At 70.3% G+C, this 17,525-nt stretch carries 15 protein-coding genes; 4 read left to right on the forward strand and 11 right to left on the reverse strand.

All coding sequences use genetic code 11. The annotated features are described in order from the left end of the window. The first annotated feature begins 5 nt into the window (after positions 1 to 5). Entirely contained in the window at positions 6 to 1,400 is a 1,395-nt protein-coding gene (locus ACWDU1_RS01370; protein ID WP_449994831.1) for a condensation domain-containing protein, read from the forward strand. Between the two features lie 6 nt (positions 1,401 to 1,406). On the opposite strand, the gene ACWDU1_RS01375 is transcribed toward ACWDU1_RS01370, so the two are convergent. The 3 genes from ACWDU1_RS01375 to ACWDU1_RS01385 form a co-directional block, all read right to left on the reverse strand. Further along, complete coding sequence (locus ACWDU1_RS01375; RefSeq protein ID WP_449994833.1) at positions 1,407 to 3,899, reverse strand: FtsX-like permease family protein; 2,493 nt, start codon at positions 3,897 to 3,899, stop codon at positions 1,407 to 1,409. Between the two features lie 240 nt (positions 3,900 to 4,139). Beyond that, positions 4,140 to 4,367 (reverse strand): hypothetical protein, encoded by a 228-nt coding sequence (locus ACWDU1_RS01380; RefSeq protein WP_449994835.1) that lies wholly within the window; start codon positions 4,365 to 4,367, stop codon positions 4,140 to 4,142. Positions 4,368 to 4,462: 95 nt separating this feature from the next. Further along, on the reverse strand, positions 4,463 to 5,404 hold the full coding sequence (locus ACWDU1_RS01385) for an alpha/beta hydrolase (protein ID WP_449994837.1): 942 nt from the start codon (positions 5,402 to 5,404) through the stop codon (positions 4,463 to 4,465). Between the two features lie 325 nt (positions 5,405 to 5,729). Between ACWDU1_RS01385 and gndA the strand changes: the two genes are divergently transcribed. Both gndA and ACWDU1_RS01395 read left to right on the forward strand, forming a co-directional pair. Further along, positions 5,730 to 7,175, forward strand: coding sequence for an NADP-dependent phosphogluconate dehydrogenase (gene gndA / locus ACWDU1_RS01390; RefSeq protein WP_449994839.1), 1,446 nt, complete (start codon positions 5,730 to 5,732; stop codon positions 7,173 to 7,175). A 75-nt stretch (positions 7,176 to 7,250) separates the two neighbouring features. Next, complete coding sequence (locus ACWDU1_RS01395; protein ID WP_449994841.1) at positions 7,251 to 8,993, forward strand: N-acyl-D-amino-acid deacylase family protein; 1,743 nt, start codon at positions 7,251 to 7,253, stop codon at positions 8,991 to 8,993. 79 nt (positions 8,994 to 9,072) lie between these two features. Here ACWDU1_RS01395 and ACWDU1_RS01400 read toward each other — a convergent pair whose 3' ends face one another. Both ACWDU1_RS01400 and ACWDU1_RS01405 read right to left on the reverse strand, forming a co-directional pair. Further along, a complete protein-coding gene (locus ACWDU1_RS01400) occupies positions 9,073 to 9,960 on the reverse strand; it encodes an oxygenase MpaB family protein (RefSeq protein ID WP_449994843.1) in 888 nt (295 codons plus the stop codon). A 16-nt stretch (positions 9,961 to 9,976) separates the two neighbouring features. After that, positions 9,977 to 10,933, reverse strand: coding sequence for an oxygenase MpaB family protein (locus tag ACWDU1_RS01405; RefSeq protein ID WP_449994845.1), 957 nt, complete (start codon positions 10,931 to 10,933; stop codon positions 9,977 to 9,979). Positions 10,934 to 11,076: 143 nt separating this feature from the next. Between ACWDU1_RS01405 and ACWDU1_RS01410 the strand changes: the two genes are divergently transcribed. Continuing rightward, entirely contained in the window at positions 11,077 to 11,700 is a 624-nt protein-coding gene (locus ACWDU1_RS01410) for a TetR/AcrR family transcriptional regulator (RefSeq protein ID WP_449994847.1), read from the forward strand. An 8-nt stretch (positions 11,701 to 11,708) separates the two neighbouring features. On the opposite strand, the gene ACWDU1_RS01415 is transcribed toward ACWDU1_RS01410, so the two are convergent. The 6 genes from ACWDU1_RS01415 to ACWDU1_RS01440 are packed head-to-tail and all read right to left on the reverse strand — an operon-like array spanning position 11,709 to position 17,523. Next, positions 11,709 to 12,698 carry an oxygenase MpaB family protein gene (locus ACWDU1_RS01415; RefSeq protein ID WP_449994849.1) on the reverse strand — a complete coding sequence of 330 codons (990 nt, stop codon included), beginning with the start codon at positions 12,696 to 12,698 and terminating at the stop codon, positions 11,709 to 11,711. Between the two features lie 24 nt (positions 12,699 to 12,722). Further along, positions 12,723 to 13,427, reverse strand: a complete 705-nt coding sequence (locus ACWDU1_RS01420; protein WP_449994851.1) for a hypothetical protein — start codon at positions 13,425 to 13,427, stop codon at positions 12,723 to 12,725. A 4-nt stretch (positions 13,428 to 13,431) separates the two neighbouring features. Beyond that, positions 13,432 to 14,409, reverse strand: a complete 978-nt coding sequence (locus ACWDU1_RS01425) for an MlaD family protein (RefSeq protein ID WP_449994853.1) — start codon at positions 14,407 to 14,409, stop codon at positions 13,432 to 13,434. Beyond that, the gene (locus tag ACWDU1_RS01430; RefSeq protein WP_449994855.1) at positions 14,406 to 15,419 is read right to left on the reverse strand and encodes an MlaD family protein; all 1,014 of its coding nucleotides are present in this window, start codon (positions 15,417 to 15,419) and stop codon (positions 14,406 to 14,408) included. Before ACWDU1_RS01430 ends, ACWDU1_RS01425 begins: the two co-directional genes overlap by 4 nt. Next, positions 15,416 to 16,504 (reverse strand): MlaD family protein, encoded by a 1,089-nt coding sequence (locus tag ACWDU1_RS01435; protein ID WP_449994857.1) that lies wholly within the window; start codon positions 16,502 to 16,504, stop codon positions 15,416 to 15,418. Before ACWDU1_RS01435 ends, ACWDU1_RS01430 begins: the two co-directional genes overlap by 4 nt. Continuing rightward, positions 16,504 to 17,523, reverse strand: a complete 1,020-nt coding sequence (locus ACWDU1_RS01440; protein ID WP_449994859.1) for an MlaD family protein — start codon at positions 17,521 to 17,523, stop codon at positions 16,504 to 16,506. The genes ACWDU1_RS01435 and ACWDU1_RS01440 overlap by 1 nt, the downstream gene beginning before the upstream one ends. Between the last annotated feature and the right edge of the window lie 2 nt (positions 17,524 to 17,525).

Consider the following 17,525-nt stretch of genomic DNA (forward strand, 5'->3'; position numbering starts at 1 on the left):
GAGAGATGGTCGATTTCGGACTCATCGACGAATGGAACCCCGCCCCCGGGCAGGTGGTCTGCTGGGCGGCGACGCCGCGGTCCCGGGAATACGCGGCGGCCGCGCCGCGCCACAGCGCGCCACCCTCACATCAGCAGGAACACTATCTGCGCGGGGTCCACCGCAACGCAGGAAACGCGCACCGCCTCTCGGGACTGTGCCTGGCCACCGCGGAGGTGCCCACCGTCCTGGACCGTGACGCGATGACCCGGGCGGTCAACGAATTCCTGCACCGGCACGACACCTTCCGCAGCTGGTTCGCTCACGCACCCGACGGTGCGCTCCACCGGCATCTGCTGGAACCGGAACACCTCGAGTTCGCACCCGTCGATCACGGCCGTATCGACAGTCCCGCACAACTCCGTGACCTCGTCCAGGCCCGCACTCCACCCCCGCCGCGCTGGGACTGCTTCACCTTCTGGGCGATCGAGCACGGCGAAACCACCACCGTCTGCCTGGCCATCGACCATCTGCACACCGACGGTGTGGGCCAGCACATCTCGTGTTTCGAACTGGCCTGCCTCTACGCCGGGCACGCCTGGGACCGGACTCCCCCGCTGCCGGCGCCCGCCGCCTACTCCGACTACTGCGCCCGGGAGCGGGCCGCCTCCGCCCAGCTCACCCCGGCCTCCCCACCGGTCCAGGACTGGCTGCGGCTGCTCCGCGGCAACGACGGCGAACTGCCCTCGTTCCCGCTGGATCTGGGAATCGGCGGGGACGGCGCCCACGACAGCACCCACCGGACGGTCGCCGTATTCGATGAGGACGAAGCGGCCCGGTTCGAGAAACTGTGCCGCGACCACGGCGGCGAATTCGCCGGCGGGGTCTTCGCCGCGGCCGCCCTCGCCGAGCGGGAACTCGCCGGCAGCGACTACTACTTCGGCATCACCCCGCTCAACACCCGCTCCACCTTCGAGGAGATGGCCTCGATCGGCTGGTATGTGGCGCTGGTGCCGGTGGCGTTCCCGATCGGGACGCGCGCCTCGTTCGCGCGGATGGTCGCCCGCGCCCAGCGTGCCTACGAGAACGGTATGCGGCTCAAATCGGCCACCATTCACCGCGTGCTGGAATTGGCGCCGGCCGGCAGCGGTATCGAGGTGCCGCCGGATTGGTCCAATCCGATGATCTCCTATGTCGACGCCCGCGATTTCGCGGGCAGCGAGTTCTTCGATATCGCGCGCGGCGGGCTGTACGGCAACCGCGCCGCCGGTGAGGAGGCGCTGATCTGGATCAACCGCCTGCCCGCCGAGACGACGATCAGCGTGATCTACCCGGACAATCCCGTCGCCCACCATTCGGTGGACCGCTATCTGACCGCACTGACCGCCATCTTCCGGGCGGCAGCCCGCGAACGCCCGTAACCGCCCTCAGTCGACCGCCAGGGCCTCCACGATCGGCATCCGCGACGCCCGCACCGCGGGTGGTATCGAACCCAGAAGCGCCAGCAGCAATGCCACGACACCGTAGACGACCAGCAGCGGGCTCGCCTCGTACACGACATCGATGGTCAGGGCGTGCCCGATCGCGACGGCCGACAGATATTGCACCGCCGCCCCGGTCAGCAGACCCAGCAGCGCACCCACCAGGCCGATCCCGGCCGCCTCGGCCAGCACCGATCGCAGCAGGAAACGCCGGCCGGTGCCCATCGCCCGCAACACACCGATCTCGCGGCGGCGATCCAGGACCGACAGCATGAGGGTGTTCAGCAGGGCGATGGTGGCGACCAGCACCACGATCCACAGGATATTGGTGGCCAGCGCGGTGCCCTGCCGCAGACTGCCCGCCGTCGCCTCGACGGCCTCCCGGCCGGAGTCGATATACAGATCCGGCGGCACCACCTCCCGCAGCGCCGCGCGCACCGTCTCCGGATCCGCGCCCGGGGCGAGATCCACGGCGAGGGTGGTCTCCCCCGGCCGCTGATACCAGCCGCGCATCCGGTCGAGATCCATCATGATGACGCCGGCGATCGCGGAGAAGTACGGGATCACCTGCAGTACCCGCACCTGATGCCGGCCGGTCGGAGTGGGCAGCGTGACCAGATCGCCCTCGGATACGCCCAGCGAGCGTGCGACATCGCGGGAGACGACCACCCCCTGGCCGGTGACCAGCAGGCGGCCGACCTCCGGTGTGATCTCCGCACTGAGGCGGGTGTTGTCGGCGGAGGCCGGAAAGCCCTGCAGCAGCACGCGTCCGGCACCCACGCTCGCGAACGCCAACTGGGCCGGATTCACCGACTCCACCCCCGCTACGCTTTCCAGCCGCTCCTCGAGCCCGTCGGGAAGCAGCGGCCCGGTGGGAAATTGCGCCATCGACCCCGGAGTCACCCAGAAATCCGTCGCGGCCAGATTCTCGAAACTCCGTCCCGCCGAATCGACGACATTGCGGGTGGCGCTGCCCGTGGACACCACCGCCGCCACCCCGATCAGTACCGTCATCGCGGTCGCCCACACCCGGCGCGGCGCCCGCTCGAGCGTGGTCGCGCCCAGCGCTCCCGGACCACCGAACCAGCGCGCGATCGCTCCCGCCGCCCGGACGATGGGGTCGGTGGCGGCGAAACAGAGCACGATCGCCGCCCCGAACGACAGCGAGATAGAGGCCAGTGACCATATGCCCAGATCCGTCCGCGCCAGCTGGATCGACGCCGCCACCATGACCAGACCGAGCACCAGTGCCACCCGGCGAACCGCGGGACGCACGGTATCGGTGACGGCCGCGCCCACCGGCACCAGCGCCTCGATCGGCTGCACCCGGTACACCGCGCGGGCCGCCAGCGCCGAAGCCAGCACACTGGCCAGGACACACAGCCCGATCGCGACCGGAACCGCGTATCCGGGTACCTGGTATTCGGTCCGGGCCTCCACCGACTGCACGATCGCGGCCGGTAGCCGGTCGATCGCGATCCGGCCCATCAGGATGCCCACCCCGGCGCCGACCAGTCCGCCCAGGGCGGCGACCAGCACCGCCTCGGCCAGTAGGTCGCGGATCACCGGCAGCCGCCGCCCGCCGATGGCCCGCAGCAGCGACAGGGTGGGCCGGCGCTGGGCGATCGCCATGGCCATCGCGTTGTAGATGAGGAACGCCGAGACGACGAGCGCGGCCGCGGCTGCCATCAACGTCGAATATCGGATGATCATCACGGCGCCCCCGGCCTGCGCGGCACGCAGGCCGGGATCGGCGACGACCGCGCGGCCGGCGACGGTATCGGTCAGCGCCGCCCGCAGCGCGGCGGTATCGGTACCGGGTTCGGCGATGACCTGGATGGAATCGAGCTGTCCGGGCCGGCCGGTGAGCTTCTGCGCGGTGACCAGGGTGGTGGCGATCAGATACCCGCCGTTGAGCTGCCCGGCGCCGTCGGGGTCGAGGATGCCCGCCACGGTCGCGGTACCAGCGCCCAGCGCAAAGGTATCGCCCTCCCGGTAGCCCATGGCCGCGCCGGTGAGCACGCCGCCGGGGACCGTCAGCAGCTTCGCCGCCTGATCGCCCAGCGATCCGGTGAGCGAGCTGCCCAGTTCGGCGATCCGCGCGTCCGCGCCGATGAGCAGGGCCCTGTTCTCGTCCGCCGCGGTCTGCGCGCGCAGCATCGGGACTGCCGTTTTCACTCCGGGTGTCGCCGCGATCGGTGCCAGCAGATCCTGGCCGAATCCGGCGTCGGTGATACCGCTGACCTCGAGCTCGGCCGTCCCGCCGAGACCGGCGACCAGTTTGTCCACCGAACCGGTCACCGAACCGGAGATACCGAATACCGCGACCAGCAGAGCCGACGAGACCGCCATCACGGTGAGCGATATGAGGGTGCGGCCCCGGTGCACCAGCAGATCACCGATATTGAACAGCCGGAACCGATCCCAGCCCGCGGTCATCGGCGGTATCCCCGGTGACGAGCACGGCCTGTCCCCTGCGCTCCGGCGTCCATCGCGATCCCCGTCCCGGCCGCGCCCGGGCCCGGCCTTCTCGATCAGATTGTCCATCCTCGCCCACGCCGGCCGATCCCGCCATGGCCGGGCCACGATCCTGTGACGCCTCCCATGGACGCGCGAGGAACACCGATCCCGCGGTCGGCTCTCGTGCGGTCTCCGCCGCGGGGGCCCCGCGCCACGCGATCATTCCGATTCGCGCCGGGTGAACATCTCGAGGTGGCCGCACCGCACGCACCGGTAGACATCCACGGCCCGGCGCGGCCGCCCGAATCGTTTGGCGCCGCCGAAGATCCCTCGTTCCAGGGCGCCCTGTACCCAGCGGACGTGTCCGCCCGCGCCTTCCCCGCGATCCTCGAGGAAGCCGGCTTCCAGCTCGGTCCCCGCGCACCAAGTGCACCGCGCTTCCTTCATGACTCCATGATCACCGAATCCGGCCGCGATCGCCGGGGACGCGTACCGTACGGCCACCGGACGACCCGCCCGGATTCCGAGCCGGTCGGCGGCGATCAGGCGCCGATGGCCCGGGCCAGGTGGGGCCAGGAATCGTGCAGGTCGTATTCGAACTGCCCCCAGGTATGCGCCCCGGCGGGCCGGTCCACGTGCACAGCGCCGATACCCAGCTGCCCCAGCCGGGCGGCGAACGCCGCGGTACAGGCATCGGCGACGGCCTCCACCGGCGGGAATCCCCAACCCCGGTCGATCGCACCGGGAGCACCGGAGGCGGCGGACAGATAGACGGTCTTACCGGCCAGCCGGGACGCGTGCGCGAACGCGTCGTGGGCCTGCCAGCCCGCGGCGCCGGGCGGGCCCCACATATTGGCCGGGTTGGCGCCACCGCGCACCACCTGGGCACTCACCATCGCGATCCCGGCCGGATCCGCGGCCCAGGGACATCCGCTGAAGGAGGCGACCGCCTGGTACCGGCCGGGGTCCTGGATGGCCAGATCCACCGCCGATCCGCCGCTCATCGACACCCCGGCCACCGCGTTGCGGCCGGTGGTGCCGAACCGCGCGTCCACCACCGCGGGCAGCTCCCGGGTGAGATAGGTCTGCCAGCGGGCCCGTCCGACCGCCGGATCGTCGGCCTGCCAATCGGTGTACATGCTGTAGGCGCCGCCCACCGGCATGACCACGTTCACGTTCTTGTCCGCGAAGAACTGGCGGACATCGGTGTTGTCCCACCAGGAGATACCGTCGGTACCGCCGCCGATACCGGTCAGCAGGTACACGGTGGGCGCCGGGCCACCCCCGGCCGCCGGGATGACCCGGTTCGTGATCACGGTGTCCATCGCCGGGGAGTACACCTCGACCTGGATCGCGCGACCGTCCAGCGGCCGCTCCGCCTGCACGCGCGGCCCGGGTCCGGCCGTGGCCTGGGGGGATAGGGACAGAAACGCCGCGGCGACGACCGCCGCGCTCGCCGAGGCGAGCAAACACTTGTACCGCACAGTCTCCGGGTACCCACTGCGGCACCGTAAACCTCAGTGGCGGAGTCTGTTTCCGGGTTTCCGGCAGCGCACCCGCTACACCGGCGGCGATGGACCCGGTCGCGGCGCCGCGACACCACGGGTGCCCGGTGCCCGCCGTGGCGCACCACTGGCCCCGGCAGGGCGGGGGCGGCTTATCGGCGGGTCTGCGCGCACCGGGCCGGAGCCACCCGGTAGAAAGGGCAGAGGTGGTCGGTGCGCTCGCCGGCGGTCGTCACGACCGTCGCGGCGGCACCGGTGAGAACCGCCGCAACCCGTTGGAACTGCCGAAGGAAAGAGCTGGTTCATGGCGTCCTCCACAGCGCGTGCACAGATCGGGGTCACCGGCCTGGCGGTGATGGGCAGCAATATCGCCCGTAACTTCGCCAAGCACGGCTACACCGTGGCCCTGCACAACCGCAGCGTCGCCAAAACCGATGCGCTGCTCGCCGCGCACGGCGGCGACGGTGATTTCGTCCGCACCGAAACGGTCGCGGAGTTCGTCGCCGCCCTGGAAAAACCGCGGCGGGTGCTCATCATGGTGAAGGCCGGTGATGCCACCGACGCGGTCATCGAGGAACTCGCGGGCGCCATGGAGCCCGGCGATATCATCATCGACGGCGGTAACGCCCTCTACACCGACACCATCCGGCGCGAGGCCTCGCTGCGGGCCCGGGGCCTGAACTTCGTCGGCGCCGGTATCTCCGGCGGCGAGGAGGGCGCGCTCAACGGCCCCTCGATCATGCCCGGCGGACCGGCGGAGTCCTATGAATCGCTGGGCCCGCTGCTGGAGTCGATCGCCGCGCAGGTCGACGGTACGCCGTGCTGCACCCATATCGGGCCCGACGGGTCCGGTCATTTCGTGAAGATGGTGCACAACGGTATCGAGTACGCCGATATGCAGCTCATCGGCGAGGCCTACCACCTGTTCCGCGCCGCGCTGGACCTCGACCCCAAGCAGATCGCCGATATCTTCACCCAGTGGAACTCCGGCGATCTGGAGAGCTACCTCGTGGAGATCACCGCCGAGGTTCTGAACCAGGTGGACGCGAAAACCGGGAAACCGCTCGTCGATGTGATCGTGGATGCCGCCGAGCAGAAGGGCACCGGCCGCTGGACGGTCAAATCCGCACTCGACCTGGGTGTTCCGGTCACCGGCATCGCCGAGGCCGTATTCGCCCGGGCGCTGTCGGGTTCGCGCGGGCAGCGCGCGGCGGCCGAGGGCCTCGCCTCCGGTACGCTCGCCGCCAAGCCCACCGATATCGCGCAGTTCACCGAGGACATCCGCCAGGCCCTGTACGCCTCCAAGGTCGTCGCCTACGCGCAGGGCTTCGATCAGATCGCGGCGGGCAGCGCCGAATACGGCTGGAACCTCACCCCGGGTGACCTGGCGACCATCTGGCGTGGCGGCTGCATCATCCGCGCCCGGTTCCTCAACCGGATCAAGGAGGCCTACGAAACCGATCCGGCCCTGCCCAGCCTGATTCTGGCCCCGTACTTCCGCGACGCCATCGAGACCGCGATCGACAGCTGGCGCCGGGTGGTGGCCACCGCGACCCTGCTGGGTATTCCGGTTCCGGCGTTCGCGTCCTCGCTGTCGTACTACGACGCGCTGCGCGCGGACCGGCTGCCCGCCGCGCTCACCCAGGCGCAGCGCGATTTCTTCGGTGCGCACACCTACGAGCGGGTGGACGCCGAGGGCAAGTACCACACCCTGTGGAGCGACGACCGGTCCGAGGTCCGGACCGACTGAGCGCCGGCCGCCGGGCGGCGCTGCGCCCGGCGGCCTCCCCTTGACTCCGGTCATCCGACCAGTTGCAATGAGAGTGTGAGCTACGACACGATCATCAGGGGCGGCCGCTGGTTCGACGGGACCGGTGCGCCCTCGGCGATCCGCAATCTCGGTATCCGCGGCGACCGGGTCGTGACGGTCTCGGAGGCGCCCCTCGACGAGACCGGCTGCCCGGATATCGTCGACGCCCACGGCAAATGGGTCCTGCCCGGGATGATCGATATCCACACCCACTACGACATCGAAGTGCTGAAGACGCCGTCGCTGTCGGAATCGGTGCGGCACGGGATCACCACCGTGCTGCTCGGTTCGTGTTCGCTGTCCACGGTGCATATCGACCCGACCGGGGCCGGCGATATCTTCGGCCGGGTCGAGGCCATTCCGCGCGGCCACGTGATCGACACCCTGGCCGACACCCGCACCTGGACCTCCGCCCGCGAATACGCCGCAGCGCTCGAGCGGCTGCCGCTGGGCCCGAACATCGCGGCCATGCTGGGGCATTCCGATATCCGCACCGCCCGCCTCGGGCTCGACCGGGCCACCCGCAAAGATGTGCGGCCCACCCGGGCGGAACTCGCGTCGATGGAGGCCGCCCTGCACGAGGCACTCGACGCCGGTTTCGTCGGGATGTCGGCGCAACAACTGCTGTTCGACAAGGTAGACGGCGAAACCTGCCGGTCCAGGACGCTTCCGTCGACCTATGCCAAGGGTCGCGAAAGACGGCGGCTCAATGCCATCCTGCGCCGCCGGGGCCGGATTCTGCAGGGTGGTCCCGATATCACCTCACCGCGCAGTCTCGGCGCGATGATCTTCGCCAGTCTCGGCGTAGGACGGCGCCGGTTGAAGACCACCCTGCTGTCCGCGGCCGATATCAAGGCCAATCCGTTCGCGGTATTCCTCATCGATTATCTGGCCCGGCTGGTGAACGCGCTCGGCGCCGATTTCCGGTGGCAGCATCTGCCGGTGCCGTTCGAGGTGTACGCCGACGGTATCGATCTGGTGATCTTCGAGGAATTCGGTTCCGGCGCGGCCGCCCTGCATCTGGCCGACCGGGTCGAACGCGACGCCCTGCTCGCCGACGAGGGCTACCGGCGCCGGTTCCGCAAGGATTACGACGCCCGGTTCGGGATGCGGGTCTGGCATCGCGACTTCTTCGACGCCGAGATCGTCGACTGCCCGGACGAGACCGTGATCGGCAAGACCTTCGGCGAGGTCGGCGTCGGCCGGGGTGGGGTGCACCCGGTGGACGCCTTCCTCGACCTGGTGCTCGAACACGGGACGAAACTGCGCTGGCGCACCACCATCTCCAACCACCGGCCGGAGGTACTGGACCGGTTCGCCGCGCACCCGGGTATCCAGCTCGGATTCTCCGATGCGGGCGCGCATCTGCGGAATATGGCCTTCTACAATTTCGGGCTCCGGTTCCTGCGCCGGATGTATCTGGCGGAGCGGGCGGGCGCACCGGTCATCCCGCTCGAGCGGGCGGTACACCGGCTCACCGGGGAGCTCGCCGACTGGTACGGCATCGAGGCGGGCCGGCTGCGCGAGGGCGATCGCGCCGATGTGGTGATCGTGGATCCGGCCGGTCTCGACGATGCCCTGGACGGCTACGCCGAGAGCCCGGTGGCCCAGTACGGCGGCCTGCCGCGCATGGTCAACCGCAACGATGCCGCGGTCGCCGCCGTGTACATCGGCGGCCGCTATGTGTTCGGCGGCGGCACCGCCGCCCCGGCTCTGGGTACCGTACGGACCGGGCGCTTCCTGCGCGCCCGGTCCTGACCGGAGGCCGCGGCCCGCACCAGCGGCTGCTCCCGGATCGTGCGGCGCGACCGGCTCCCGGTCGCGCCGGTGGCAGCGGTTACGAATCGCCCTGCGAATGCGGACAGCCGGCGGCCTTTTCCGCCGCGGTGGGCCGCGCCATCGGGTGCCGGGCCCGTTCCGGAAGCACCCGGTCGAGCAGTGCGACCGCGGCGACCACGCGGTCGAATCGGTGCGCCCGCTCGTGTGACCATTCGATACCCAGCCGCGGACGCAGTATCGGCGGCAGATATCCGGCGGTGGTGAGCCGCAGCAGCGCCGCCAGCGGCACGGCCGGAAGATTCCACGCCCAGGTGGGCAGCGTGAAATCCGGGTGGGGCGGCATCGGGTGGCGGTCCAGTTCGAGCAGCAGGTCGGTGGTGCTGTTACGTTCCAGCACCGTGGCGACGGTGTGGTCGAAATAGGTGCCGAACGCGGCCCGGTCGGCCGGGATCACCCGGTCCGGGATCCGCAGGACCCGCGCCTGATCGGTCCACTCGGCGTAGAGGGCGTCCTCGGTCACGGCGTCGAACACCTGCCCGTGCACCCGGCGCGTGACCGCGCTCGCCCAGTAGCCGGTGGCCGCCACCCACAGGTAGGCGTCGGCGTTCAACGCGTGATACCGGCGGCCGAGCGCGTCGACACCCCGGATATCGCGGTGCACCCGGCGCAGCCGCTCGCCCTCGTCGATCGCCGCGCGTGGGCCCTCGAGCCCGCTGAACCGGCGCGCCGAGGCCGCGGTCGAGCGGATCCGGGACCACCTGTCGGACAGGAATTCCGAATGGTCGGCCACCCCTGCCCCGACCACCGGGTGCGCGACCTGTAGCAGCAGCACCGCCCGGCTCGCCAGCGCGGTCTTCCAGTCGACGCCGCGGCGCCGGCTCAGCGAATCCGGGGTCCAGGGACGCAGCCCGGCGTCGGCCGCCGGCTCCTTCTCGAGTTGCGACACCGGTCGTACCTCTCGCTCAGGACCGGTCCGCGGGGACCGCGAACGATTCCAGGCCGAACCCGCGCAGCGCCCGGACCATCTTCTCGTACTGGAATCGGTTGTAGGCCAGTGGTTGCAGCAGTACCCGGTCGGGCAGATTGCGCCAGGCCCATTGCAGCAGGCGCACATAGACAGCGAACTCCTGATCGTGGCGGGGCACGAGTTCGAAACCGGTCAGTTCCTGCACTGCCGGATGCATCGCCTTGGACGAGCACACCTGGATCACATGCCCCACCACCGGACGCACCACCAGCCACACCGGATTCAGCGCCCGCCGCGCCAGGGGCGGCAGGCCCAGGGTGGGCAGTGGCAGCCGGGTGAGGCCGGCGAACTTCTCCACAAGGAACGGGTTCGATGCCAGTTCCTGCGTGGCCATGGTGTCGTAGTACTCGCGCGCCTCGGCGAGATCGGCGGGGAGTTTGCCTGCGGCGCTGGGCAATTCCAGATCCGCGAACGCCTCCCGCAGCATCAGGTAGCCGGCCTCTTCCTCTTCCGGACTCAATTCGGTACCGGTGCAGTAGGTGAAGGTATTGAGGACGACGAAGATGCCGCTGACCGCGATCCATTTCCACATGACCGGGTTCAGGGCACTGTATTTGACGTCGTCGAACTGTCCCGCCCCGGTACCGCGTACATCGCGGTGCCGTAGCTTCAGCCAGTCCGCCTCGGCGCGGCGATCGTCGGAGTCACCCCAGAGCGCGATCATCGCCGAGGCTCCGCTGCGCACTCCGCGATCGGCGAAATTGGCGGCGAACCGGCCGGTGCGGTCGACCGCGGCCGCCACCGGCACCAGCGCTACCTGGTCGAACGCGGCACCGGCGAACACACCCGCCAGCACACTTCCGGAATGTTTGCGGAATTCACGCATGACCTCGGGCCGGATCCGGGGGTCGGCGGACTGTTCGGCGGTGCGCACCGTTGCGTTGATCGCCATCTCGTCACCTCAGACAGTGAGAATGATAGTTCGAACCCCTTCATTCTATCACCGGAGTGACCCGGGGCACCACGGTCCGCTGTCCGGGCGGGCGGTATCGGCATGGGTCCGCGGCGCGCGGGTGAGCCGGTAGGCTCGGACGAATGGAAACAGCCGCTGCACCGTGGGCCGAACTGCAGCAGTTGGACCCGAAATCACGCGGTATCGTGGACGCGGCCCGGGAATGCTTCGCCGACCACGGCTTCGAGGACACCACCATGGTGCGCATCGCCGAGGTCGCGGGAGTCGGCGTGGCCACCGTGTACCGGCGTTTCGGCACCAAATCCGCCATCGTGCGCTACGCGCTGATGGCCGAATCGCAACGGGTCTCGACGATCGTCGCCGACGCCATGCACCGCTCCGCCGGACCGGTGGGCGCGCTCGCGGATATGTTCGCCGCGTTCGTCGGCGAGGCCACCGCGCCCCGGCTACTCACCCGGAGCCTGCGGGCCTCGGGCGGGGCCGGTCAGCTCACCGCTTTCCTCACCGGTGACGACGCCGTCGCCCAGGGCCGCGATCTGGTGGCCCGGTTCCTGTCCTACTGGCAGGAGCGCGGCGAACTCGGCAGTTTCGATCCCGAGGTGGTGGCCGAACTGTTCGTCCGGCTCACCATCTCGTTCATCGCCAATCCGCGCGGCGTCCTACCGCTCGGCGACGCCGACGCGGCACGCGAATTCGCCCGGCGCTACCTCGCGCCGCTGCTCTATCCGCATCCGGGCGGCACCTGAGCGCGCGATCAGCCGGGGATGACCGTGATCGGATCGCGCGGGGTGTCCTGGCGCGGGCGGACCGTATAGGCGGCGGATTTCAGCTCCCGGTTCTTCATCTTCTGGATCTGCTGATGGTGCTTGCGCGCGTGGTAGGCGATCGGGAAATAGGTGAGCCGGTCGGGCAGTACCCGGTAGGCCGCCCGGATCACCGCGTACGCACGTTCCAGGCTGCGCTGATCGGCCGCGGTCCACTCCACCCCGATCAAATCGCGTAAGCGCGGGTCGAGCAGCCCGACGATGGACAGATAGTTGAACCGCAGCATCGGCTTGGCGAGCCGGCGAGCGATCGCCCCGGCCGGGAAGCCCATGGCCCGGAACTGTTCCAGATCGCCGGTCCGCAGCTGACGGTACTGTTCGCGCACCTCGTCGTCGGCCGTCAGCACCTCGGTGACGATATGTTCGTAGTACTCGTCGAATTCGGCCCGGGTGCGCGGATATCCCTTCATCGGCACCTGCAGGATCCGGGCCAGGCGGATGTTGTCGCGCAGCAGTTCCTCGAGTTCGTCGTCGCGGAACTCCCGGCCCATCAGCAGCGGCCCGGCCTTGGCGGTGGTGACGTAGGCGGTGGCGATCACCCACTGGTAGGCGCCCGGGTTGAGGGCGCTGATCTGCTTGCCCTCGGTGCTCCTCATCTTCAGCGGCGCGTGCAGCGACCGCAGCCGGCGGCCGTCCTGGATGGCCTCGAGCCCGCCGTAGGTCCAGCGCAGCACCGAATCCACCGAGCGGACCGCCCGGCCGCCCGGATCGGTCTTGGCGACGGAATAGCGGTCGGTGACCTCCCGGATCACCGGATGCAGGCCCTGCATGGCGAAGGCCGCGCCCTCCATCATGAGATAGGTCCAGTGCCCGACCATCTCGGCGGTGAGCGAATCCAGCGGAACGAGTTCCAGCGGTTCCTCCGCGCCGAGATGGGCGGACGCGGCGATACGGGGCGGGGTTTCTGGGGCTGTCGTCATCGTGTTCTCCTCGGGTGTTCGGTATCAGCGGGGCGGCGCCGGGGTGTCCGGCGGTCCGGCGGTGCCCGGTTCGGGAGCACCGGCCGGGGCGAGCCCCGAACCGCCGACATCGGTGATGGTCCAGTCGGCGGCGCGGTTCAGGGTCACGGTGTAGGCGGCGGTCGCGGTGACCCCGGTGGGGGTCTGACGGCTGGTCGACCGCATCTCCACGAACGCCGCCACCGTGTACGAATCGCCCTCTCGGGCGGTGACCTTCGCGGCCAGCAGTGTGCCGGTGGCGCGGTATTCCATCTGGGTCAGCCAGGGGCCGACCACATCCACGGCGGCCGAGAGCCGCGGCGCCAGTTCGGCACCGACCCCGGTGCGCAGAGCCCCGCGCCAGGCCTCGAGGTCGCCGAAATCGACCCGGGACACCCGCAGGGCGTAGTCACCCGCGACTTCCTCGGCATGCCGGTCGGTCGCCAGCTGGGACCGCAGATCGGCCAGTTCCCCGCGGGAGCCGTCGAACCGCCACAGTCCCGCGCACACCACCGCCAGCGTTACCGCGAGCACGGCCACCAGGACCGGGACAGTGGGACGGCGCAGCCGCGGCAACCGGATCGCGATGGTCCGCGGGCCTTCCGGTCGGGCCACGGACCGGTCGGCGGGATCCGCCGCGGCCGCCGTCCCAGCCGATTCGGGTCCGGTGACGGGCTCGCCCTCGGTACGAGGTGTCGTCGGTGGGGGCATAGCGCTACCTCTCTCCCGGTGCCGCGGGGGTCGGGCCGGGCGGGGACAATTCGACACGGAGACGGTCGCCGGGGAGCGCACCGAGCGCGTAGTCGAGCAGGGTGGCCGTATCGACCTCGCCCAGCAGCGGGCCCACCGCCGAGGAGACCGGGCGCAATGCCACCCCGAGAGCACCCAGTTCCGGAGAGAGGCGGCGGAGGAAATCGACGAGGCGGTCCTCCTCCTCGCGCCAGGAGCCCATGATCTCCTTGCCCCGCAGCAGGGCCGACCCCTCGAACAGGTACTCGTAGGACACACCCAGCGTGTCGCCGAAGGCGTCCAGCTGCGGGGGCGCGGCGAGCAGGGTGGGGCCCACCCAGTCCGTCTCCGGCATGATCCGGTGCAGGTTCACCAGGGTCTCGGCGATCTCGGGCCGGTACCGCAGCAGCGTGGCCGCGAGCAGGTCGGCGGCGCGGCCGATCGAAGGTGCCAGTGCACCGGCACCGGCGACGGTATCGGCGTAGCCCTGTACCAGCCGGGCCAGGACGGCCGGATCGGCCTGATCCAGCAGTGCCGCGCTCGTGCGCATCAGTTCCGGAACCGACAGCGGCACCTCGACCTCGGCGTTCGCGAGGTAGGCAGCGTCACCGAACGGCTCCCCCGCACCGGTGGGCAAGAAGGCGAACACCGGTTCGCCGAGTGCCGACAGGTTCTCCACTCGCATCGCGCTGTCCCGCGGGACGCGGTAGTCGCCGTCATAGGACAGTGTGATCCGGACGCCTCCGGGCACCGCTTCGACGGCGTCGACGTGGCCGATATCCACCCCGCGATACACCACCTCGGACCCGGCGCGCAGACCGCCGGTCGCCGCGGTGTCGAGCACCAGTGACCTGCGGTCCTCGAATGGATCCATGCTCAGTACCCCGACCACCAGGTAGCCGCTGCCCGATATCAGGACCACGGACAGGATGACACCGGAGAGCCAGGCGGGAATACGGGTCACGGCAGTGCTCCGATCATGCCGAGGACGACCAGGGCGTCCACCGCCGGTCCCTCGTTACCGGCCACTGTGACCGTGCGCAGATCGATGCGCGGATCGCGCAGGAACGGCACCAGTTCGGTCTGCGCGAGGGACAGCACGCGGCCGGCGTTTCCACGCAGTTCGGACGGATCCGGGGAGGGTTCGCGTAACAGCACCGCGAGCTGTTCCAGTTGCGTATTGAGATGCGGCAGCCGGGGAATCAACCAGTCCAGGCCGGTGGTCAGGGTTTCCACGTCGATCACCACGTTCAGCACCGCGGTCATGAACTCCGGCACCCGGTCCAGCCGCTGCCGGGCGGTCTCGGAGAAGACGAAACCCACTTCCGCGCGCATCCGGTCGAGTTCATCCGACATCTGGCGGGTGGCCAGCAGAATTCGGTCGATCTCCCCGGTGGTGGCGGCCGCACCGGCCAGATCGGCGCCGAGTGCCGCCGTCATCTCCCGGGTCTCGGCCGGTTCGGGCAGCACGGTATCGAGCCGGGCGATCGCGTCCTGCAGGCGGGTGACACTGCCGCCGTTGACGAAAATCGCTATCCGGGCCAGCATCTCCTCCGGTTGCGGACCGGTATCGGTATCCGGGAGCGGGATGGTGTCGCCGTCGCGCAGGACCGCATCCGGCGCTGCGTCCGGTGGTGGGACCAGCGCGATATGCACATCGCCGAGCACCGTGGTGCGCCGGAGTTCGGCGCGGGTGCCCACCGGGAGCCGCACCGACTCCCCCACCTCGATCTCCGCGACCGCCGCCTCCGGACGCAACTCCACACCGGTGAGCACCCCCACCCGGGCGCCCTCGCTGCGCACCTGCGCACCCGCCGGCAGGCTGAGTACCGAATCGAAGGCCAGCAGCAACCGGTAGGTCGGTCCGCCGACCCCGGTGCCCGGCAGGGCATGGTCGCCGGGATCGAATCCACACCCCGCCAGCAGGGCGGCCGGCAGTAGCAGGGCCACCAGCAGCCGGAGTCCGGCGGTCATCGCGGGCCTCCCGCGGCCTCGAGCACCAGCAACGGCAACGGCAGCCGGGCGGTATGCGCCGCGACCGCCGCGCACTCACCGGGCGCGACGGTATTCACCCGGGCACACAGCGCCACCGGATCGAGCGCGGGGACCTCCGCCGCGGGCGCGCGGTAGTCGATCCCCACCGCACCGGACCCGGTACCGGCCATCGAGCGCAGCATGGTGACCACTCCCGGGATCTTCGCGAATATCTCCTGCGAGTCGGTGGCCCGGATACGCGCCATGGTCACCAGCGGAATCGAGGACTCCAGCACCTCCATCAGGTAGGGGAAGTGCTGGTTGAACAGGCGGTCCATCGGGCCCAGCGCGGCCGCGAGTTTGCCCACCAGCAGCTTCACGATGACCAGCGTCTGCTCCAGCAGCGCCAGCCCGGGGCCGAAGGTGGTCAGGGCCGTGGTGATCTCGGCCCATTCGGCGCTCACGAAGCGGCTCAGTTCCGCGCTGTGGTCGATCACGCGGCCCAGCTGCGCGACGAAGGTGTCCGGGGTGGCCAGCAGATCGGCGACGTCACGCAGTTGGCGCCGCACCTCGGGAGCGAGCCCGGACAGTTCGCGGTCGGCGCCGGCGAGCAGGTCGCGCACCGGCAGCGCGCCGTCGGCGGCGGGCCGGGTCAGCTCCTCCAGCACGGCGCCGAAGGACCGCAGGGATTCCGATACCCCGACCGGTGTCGCGGTGGCGGTGATGCATGTACCGGCGGCCAGCCGCGGGCCGCTCGCCGATACGCCGACCAGTTCGACCCGCCGGTCGGTCAGCAGCGACGCGTCGACGACGGCAGCCCGGACATCGGCCGGCAGGCTGCGGTCCACGGTCATCCGCACGAGCACATCCCCGGGCCGCGGCTCGATCGACCGCACGGCGCCGACCTCGATCCCGCGGACGGTCACGGGCGCGTCGGTGTAGAGACCGAAGGTGGTATCGAATACCGCGCACACCGGAACCCGGTGCTGCCGGCTCGCCGTCACCACCGGCGCGAGCACCGCTACCGCGGCCACGGCGGCCGCGGTACCCGCGATCATCCACCAGCGCAGCGTCTTCCGCATCATCAGCACCCCGCTCCCGGGACCGGGACGCATACCGGGCGCGGCGCGACGGTGAGTCCGCTCTGGTCCACCAGGGCGCGCCCCTCGGGGCCGGCCAGCTCGGACAGTTTCGTCACGGTCGTGGTGAGAGCACCGAGAACGGCGTCGACATCGGCCAGCAGTTGCCTGCTGGTGTCGCGGGTCTGCTCCAGTGGCGGCAGCAGTGGTTCCACCCGTTCGGCGTAGGGCCCACTGAGGAAATCGAACAGCAGCCCCACGACCGCGGTGACCTTGTCGGCGAAGATCTCCACCTTGCTGCGCGCGGCGACGATCTGCGGGCCCAGGATGGCATAGGCCCGGATCACCTCGGTGGCCAGGCTCTGGTTGTCACGGACCGCCGCCAGGTATTCGTCGGACAGGACGAGCAGATCCTCGATCTGCTGTTTCTGCTCGGCCATGGCGTCGACCACCGTGCCCAGGCCGGTCACCGCATCACGTACCGCGCCGGGGGCGTCCGCCAGCGCCCGGCCCGCGCCGTCGACGGCGGCGCGCAGAGCGGTGGTGTCCACCCGCGCGGCCACCGCGCCGGCGGCGGGCATCAGATCGGTGACCAGGAACGGCAGCCGGGCCCGCTCGGCCGGGATCGGCTCGCGCAGTGGGCCGGCGCCCGACGGCCGCAGGGCGAGGTAGGTACCGCCGACGGGGGTCAGCATCCGGACGTCGACCGAGGTCTCGTCGCCGATCCGGTGCGCGGTGGCCACGGTGAATTCGACATCGACGGCATCCGCGGTCAGTTCCACCGCCAGCACGCGTCCGACGGCCACGCCGGCGATCCGTACACCGTCGCCCGCTCGCACGCCGCCGGATTCGGCGAGCAGTACGTGGTAGGTGGTGTGACCGGGTGGCCGCAGATACAGCACACCCAGGGTGGTGGCGGCGATGAGGACCGCCACCACGCTCACCAGCGCCCACACGAGTTGCGCGCGAGCGCCCGGGAACTCACCGCCACCGTGCCACGCCGCACTACCGGCCGAGGTCCACATAC

Source organism: Nocardia sp. NPDC003345 (genome assembly GCF_053589395.1).

What these genes read in the sequence shown, in the direction of transcription:
- ACWDU1_RS01420 (WP_449994851.1), bottom strand. Translation starts at nt 13,427, where the DNA reads ATGCCCCCACCGACGACACCTCGTACCGAGGGCGAGCCCGTCACCGGA.
- gndA (WP_449994839.1), top strand. Translation starts at nt 5,730, where the DNA reads ATGGCGTCCTCCACAGCGCGTGCACAGATCGGGGTCACCGGCCTGGCG.
- ACWDU1_RS01435 (WP_449994857.1), bottom strand. Translation starts at nt 16,504, where the DNA reads ATGATGCGGAAGACGCTGCGCTGGTGGATGATCGCGGGTACCGCGGCC.
- ACWDU1_RS01405 (WP_449994845.1), bottom strand. Translation starts at nt 10,933, where the DNA reads ATGGCGATCAACGCAACGGTGCGCACCGCCGAACAGTCCGCCGACCCC.
- ACWDU1_RS01370 (WP_449994831.1), top strand. Translation starts at nt 6, where the DNA reads ATGGTCGATTTCGGACTCATCGACGAATGGAACCCCGCCCCCGGGCAG.
- ACWDU1_RS01430 (WP_449994855.1), bottom strand. Translation starts at nt 15,419, where the DNA reads ATGACCGCCGGACTCCGGCTGCTGGTGGCCCTGCTACTGCCGGCCGCC.
- ACWDU1_RS01415 (WP_449994849.1), bottom strand. Translation starts at nt 12,698, where the DNA reads ATGACGACAGCCCCAGAAACCCCGCCCCGTATCGCCGCGTCCGCCCAT.
- ACWDU1_RS01375 (WP_449994833.1), bottom strand. Translation starts at nt 3,899, where the DNA reads ATGACCGCGGGCTGGGATCGGTTCCGGCTGTTCAATATCGGTGATCTG.
- ACWDU1_RS01380 (WP_449994835.1), bottom strand. Translation starts at nt 4,367, where the DNA reads ATGAAGGAAGCGCGGTGCACTTGGTGCGCGGGGACCGAGCTGGAAGCC.
- ACWDU1_RS01410 (WP_449994847.1), top strand. Translation starts at nt 11,077, where the DNA reads ATGGAAACAGCCGCTGCACCGTGGGCCGAACTGCAGCAGTTGGACCCG.
- ACWDU1_RS01440 (WP_449994859.1), bottom strand. Translation starts at nt 17,523, where the DNA reads ATGTGGACCTCGGCCGGTAGTGCGGCGTGGCACGGTGGCGGTGAGTTC.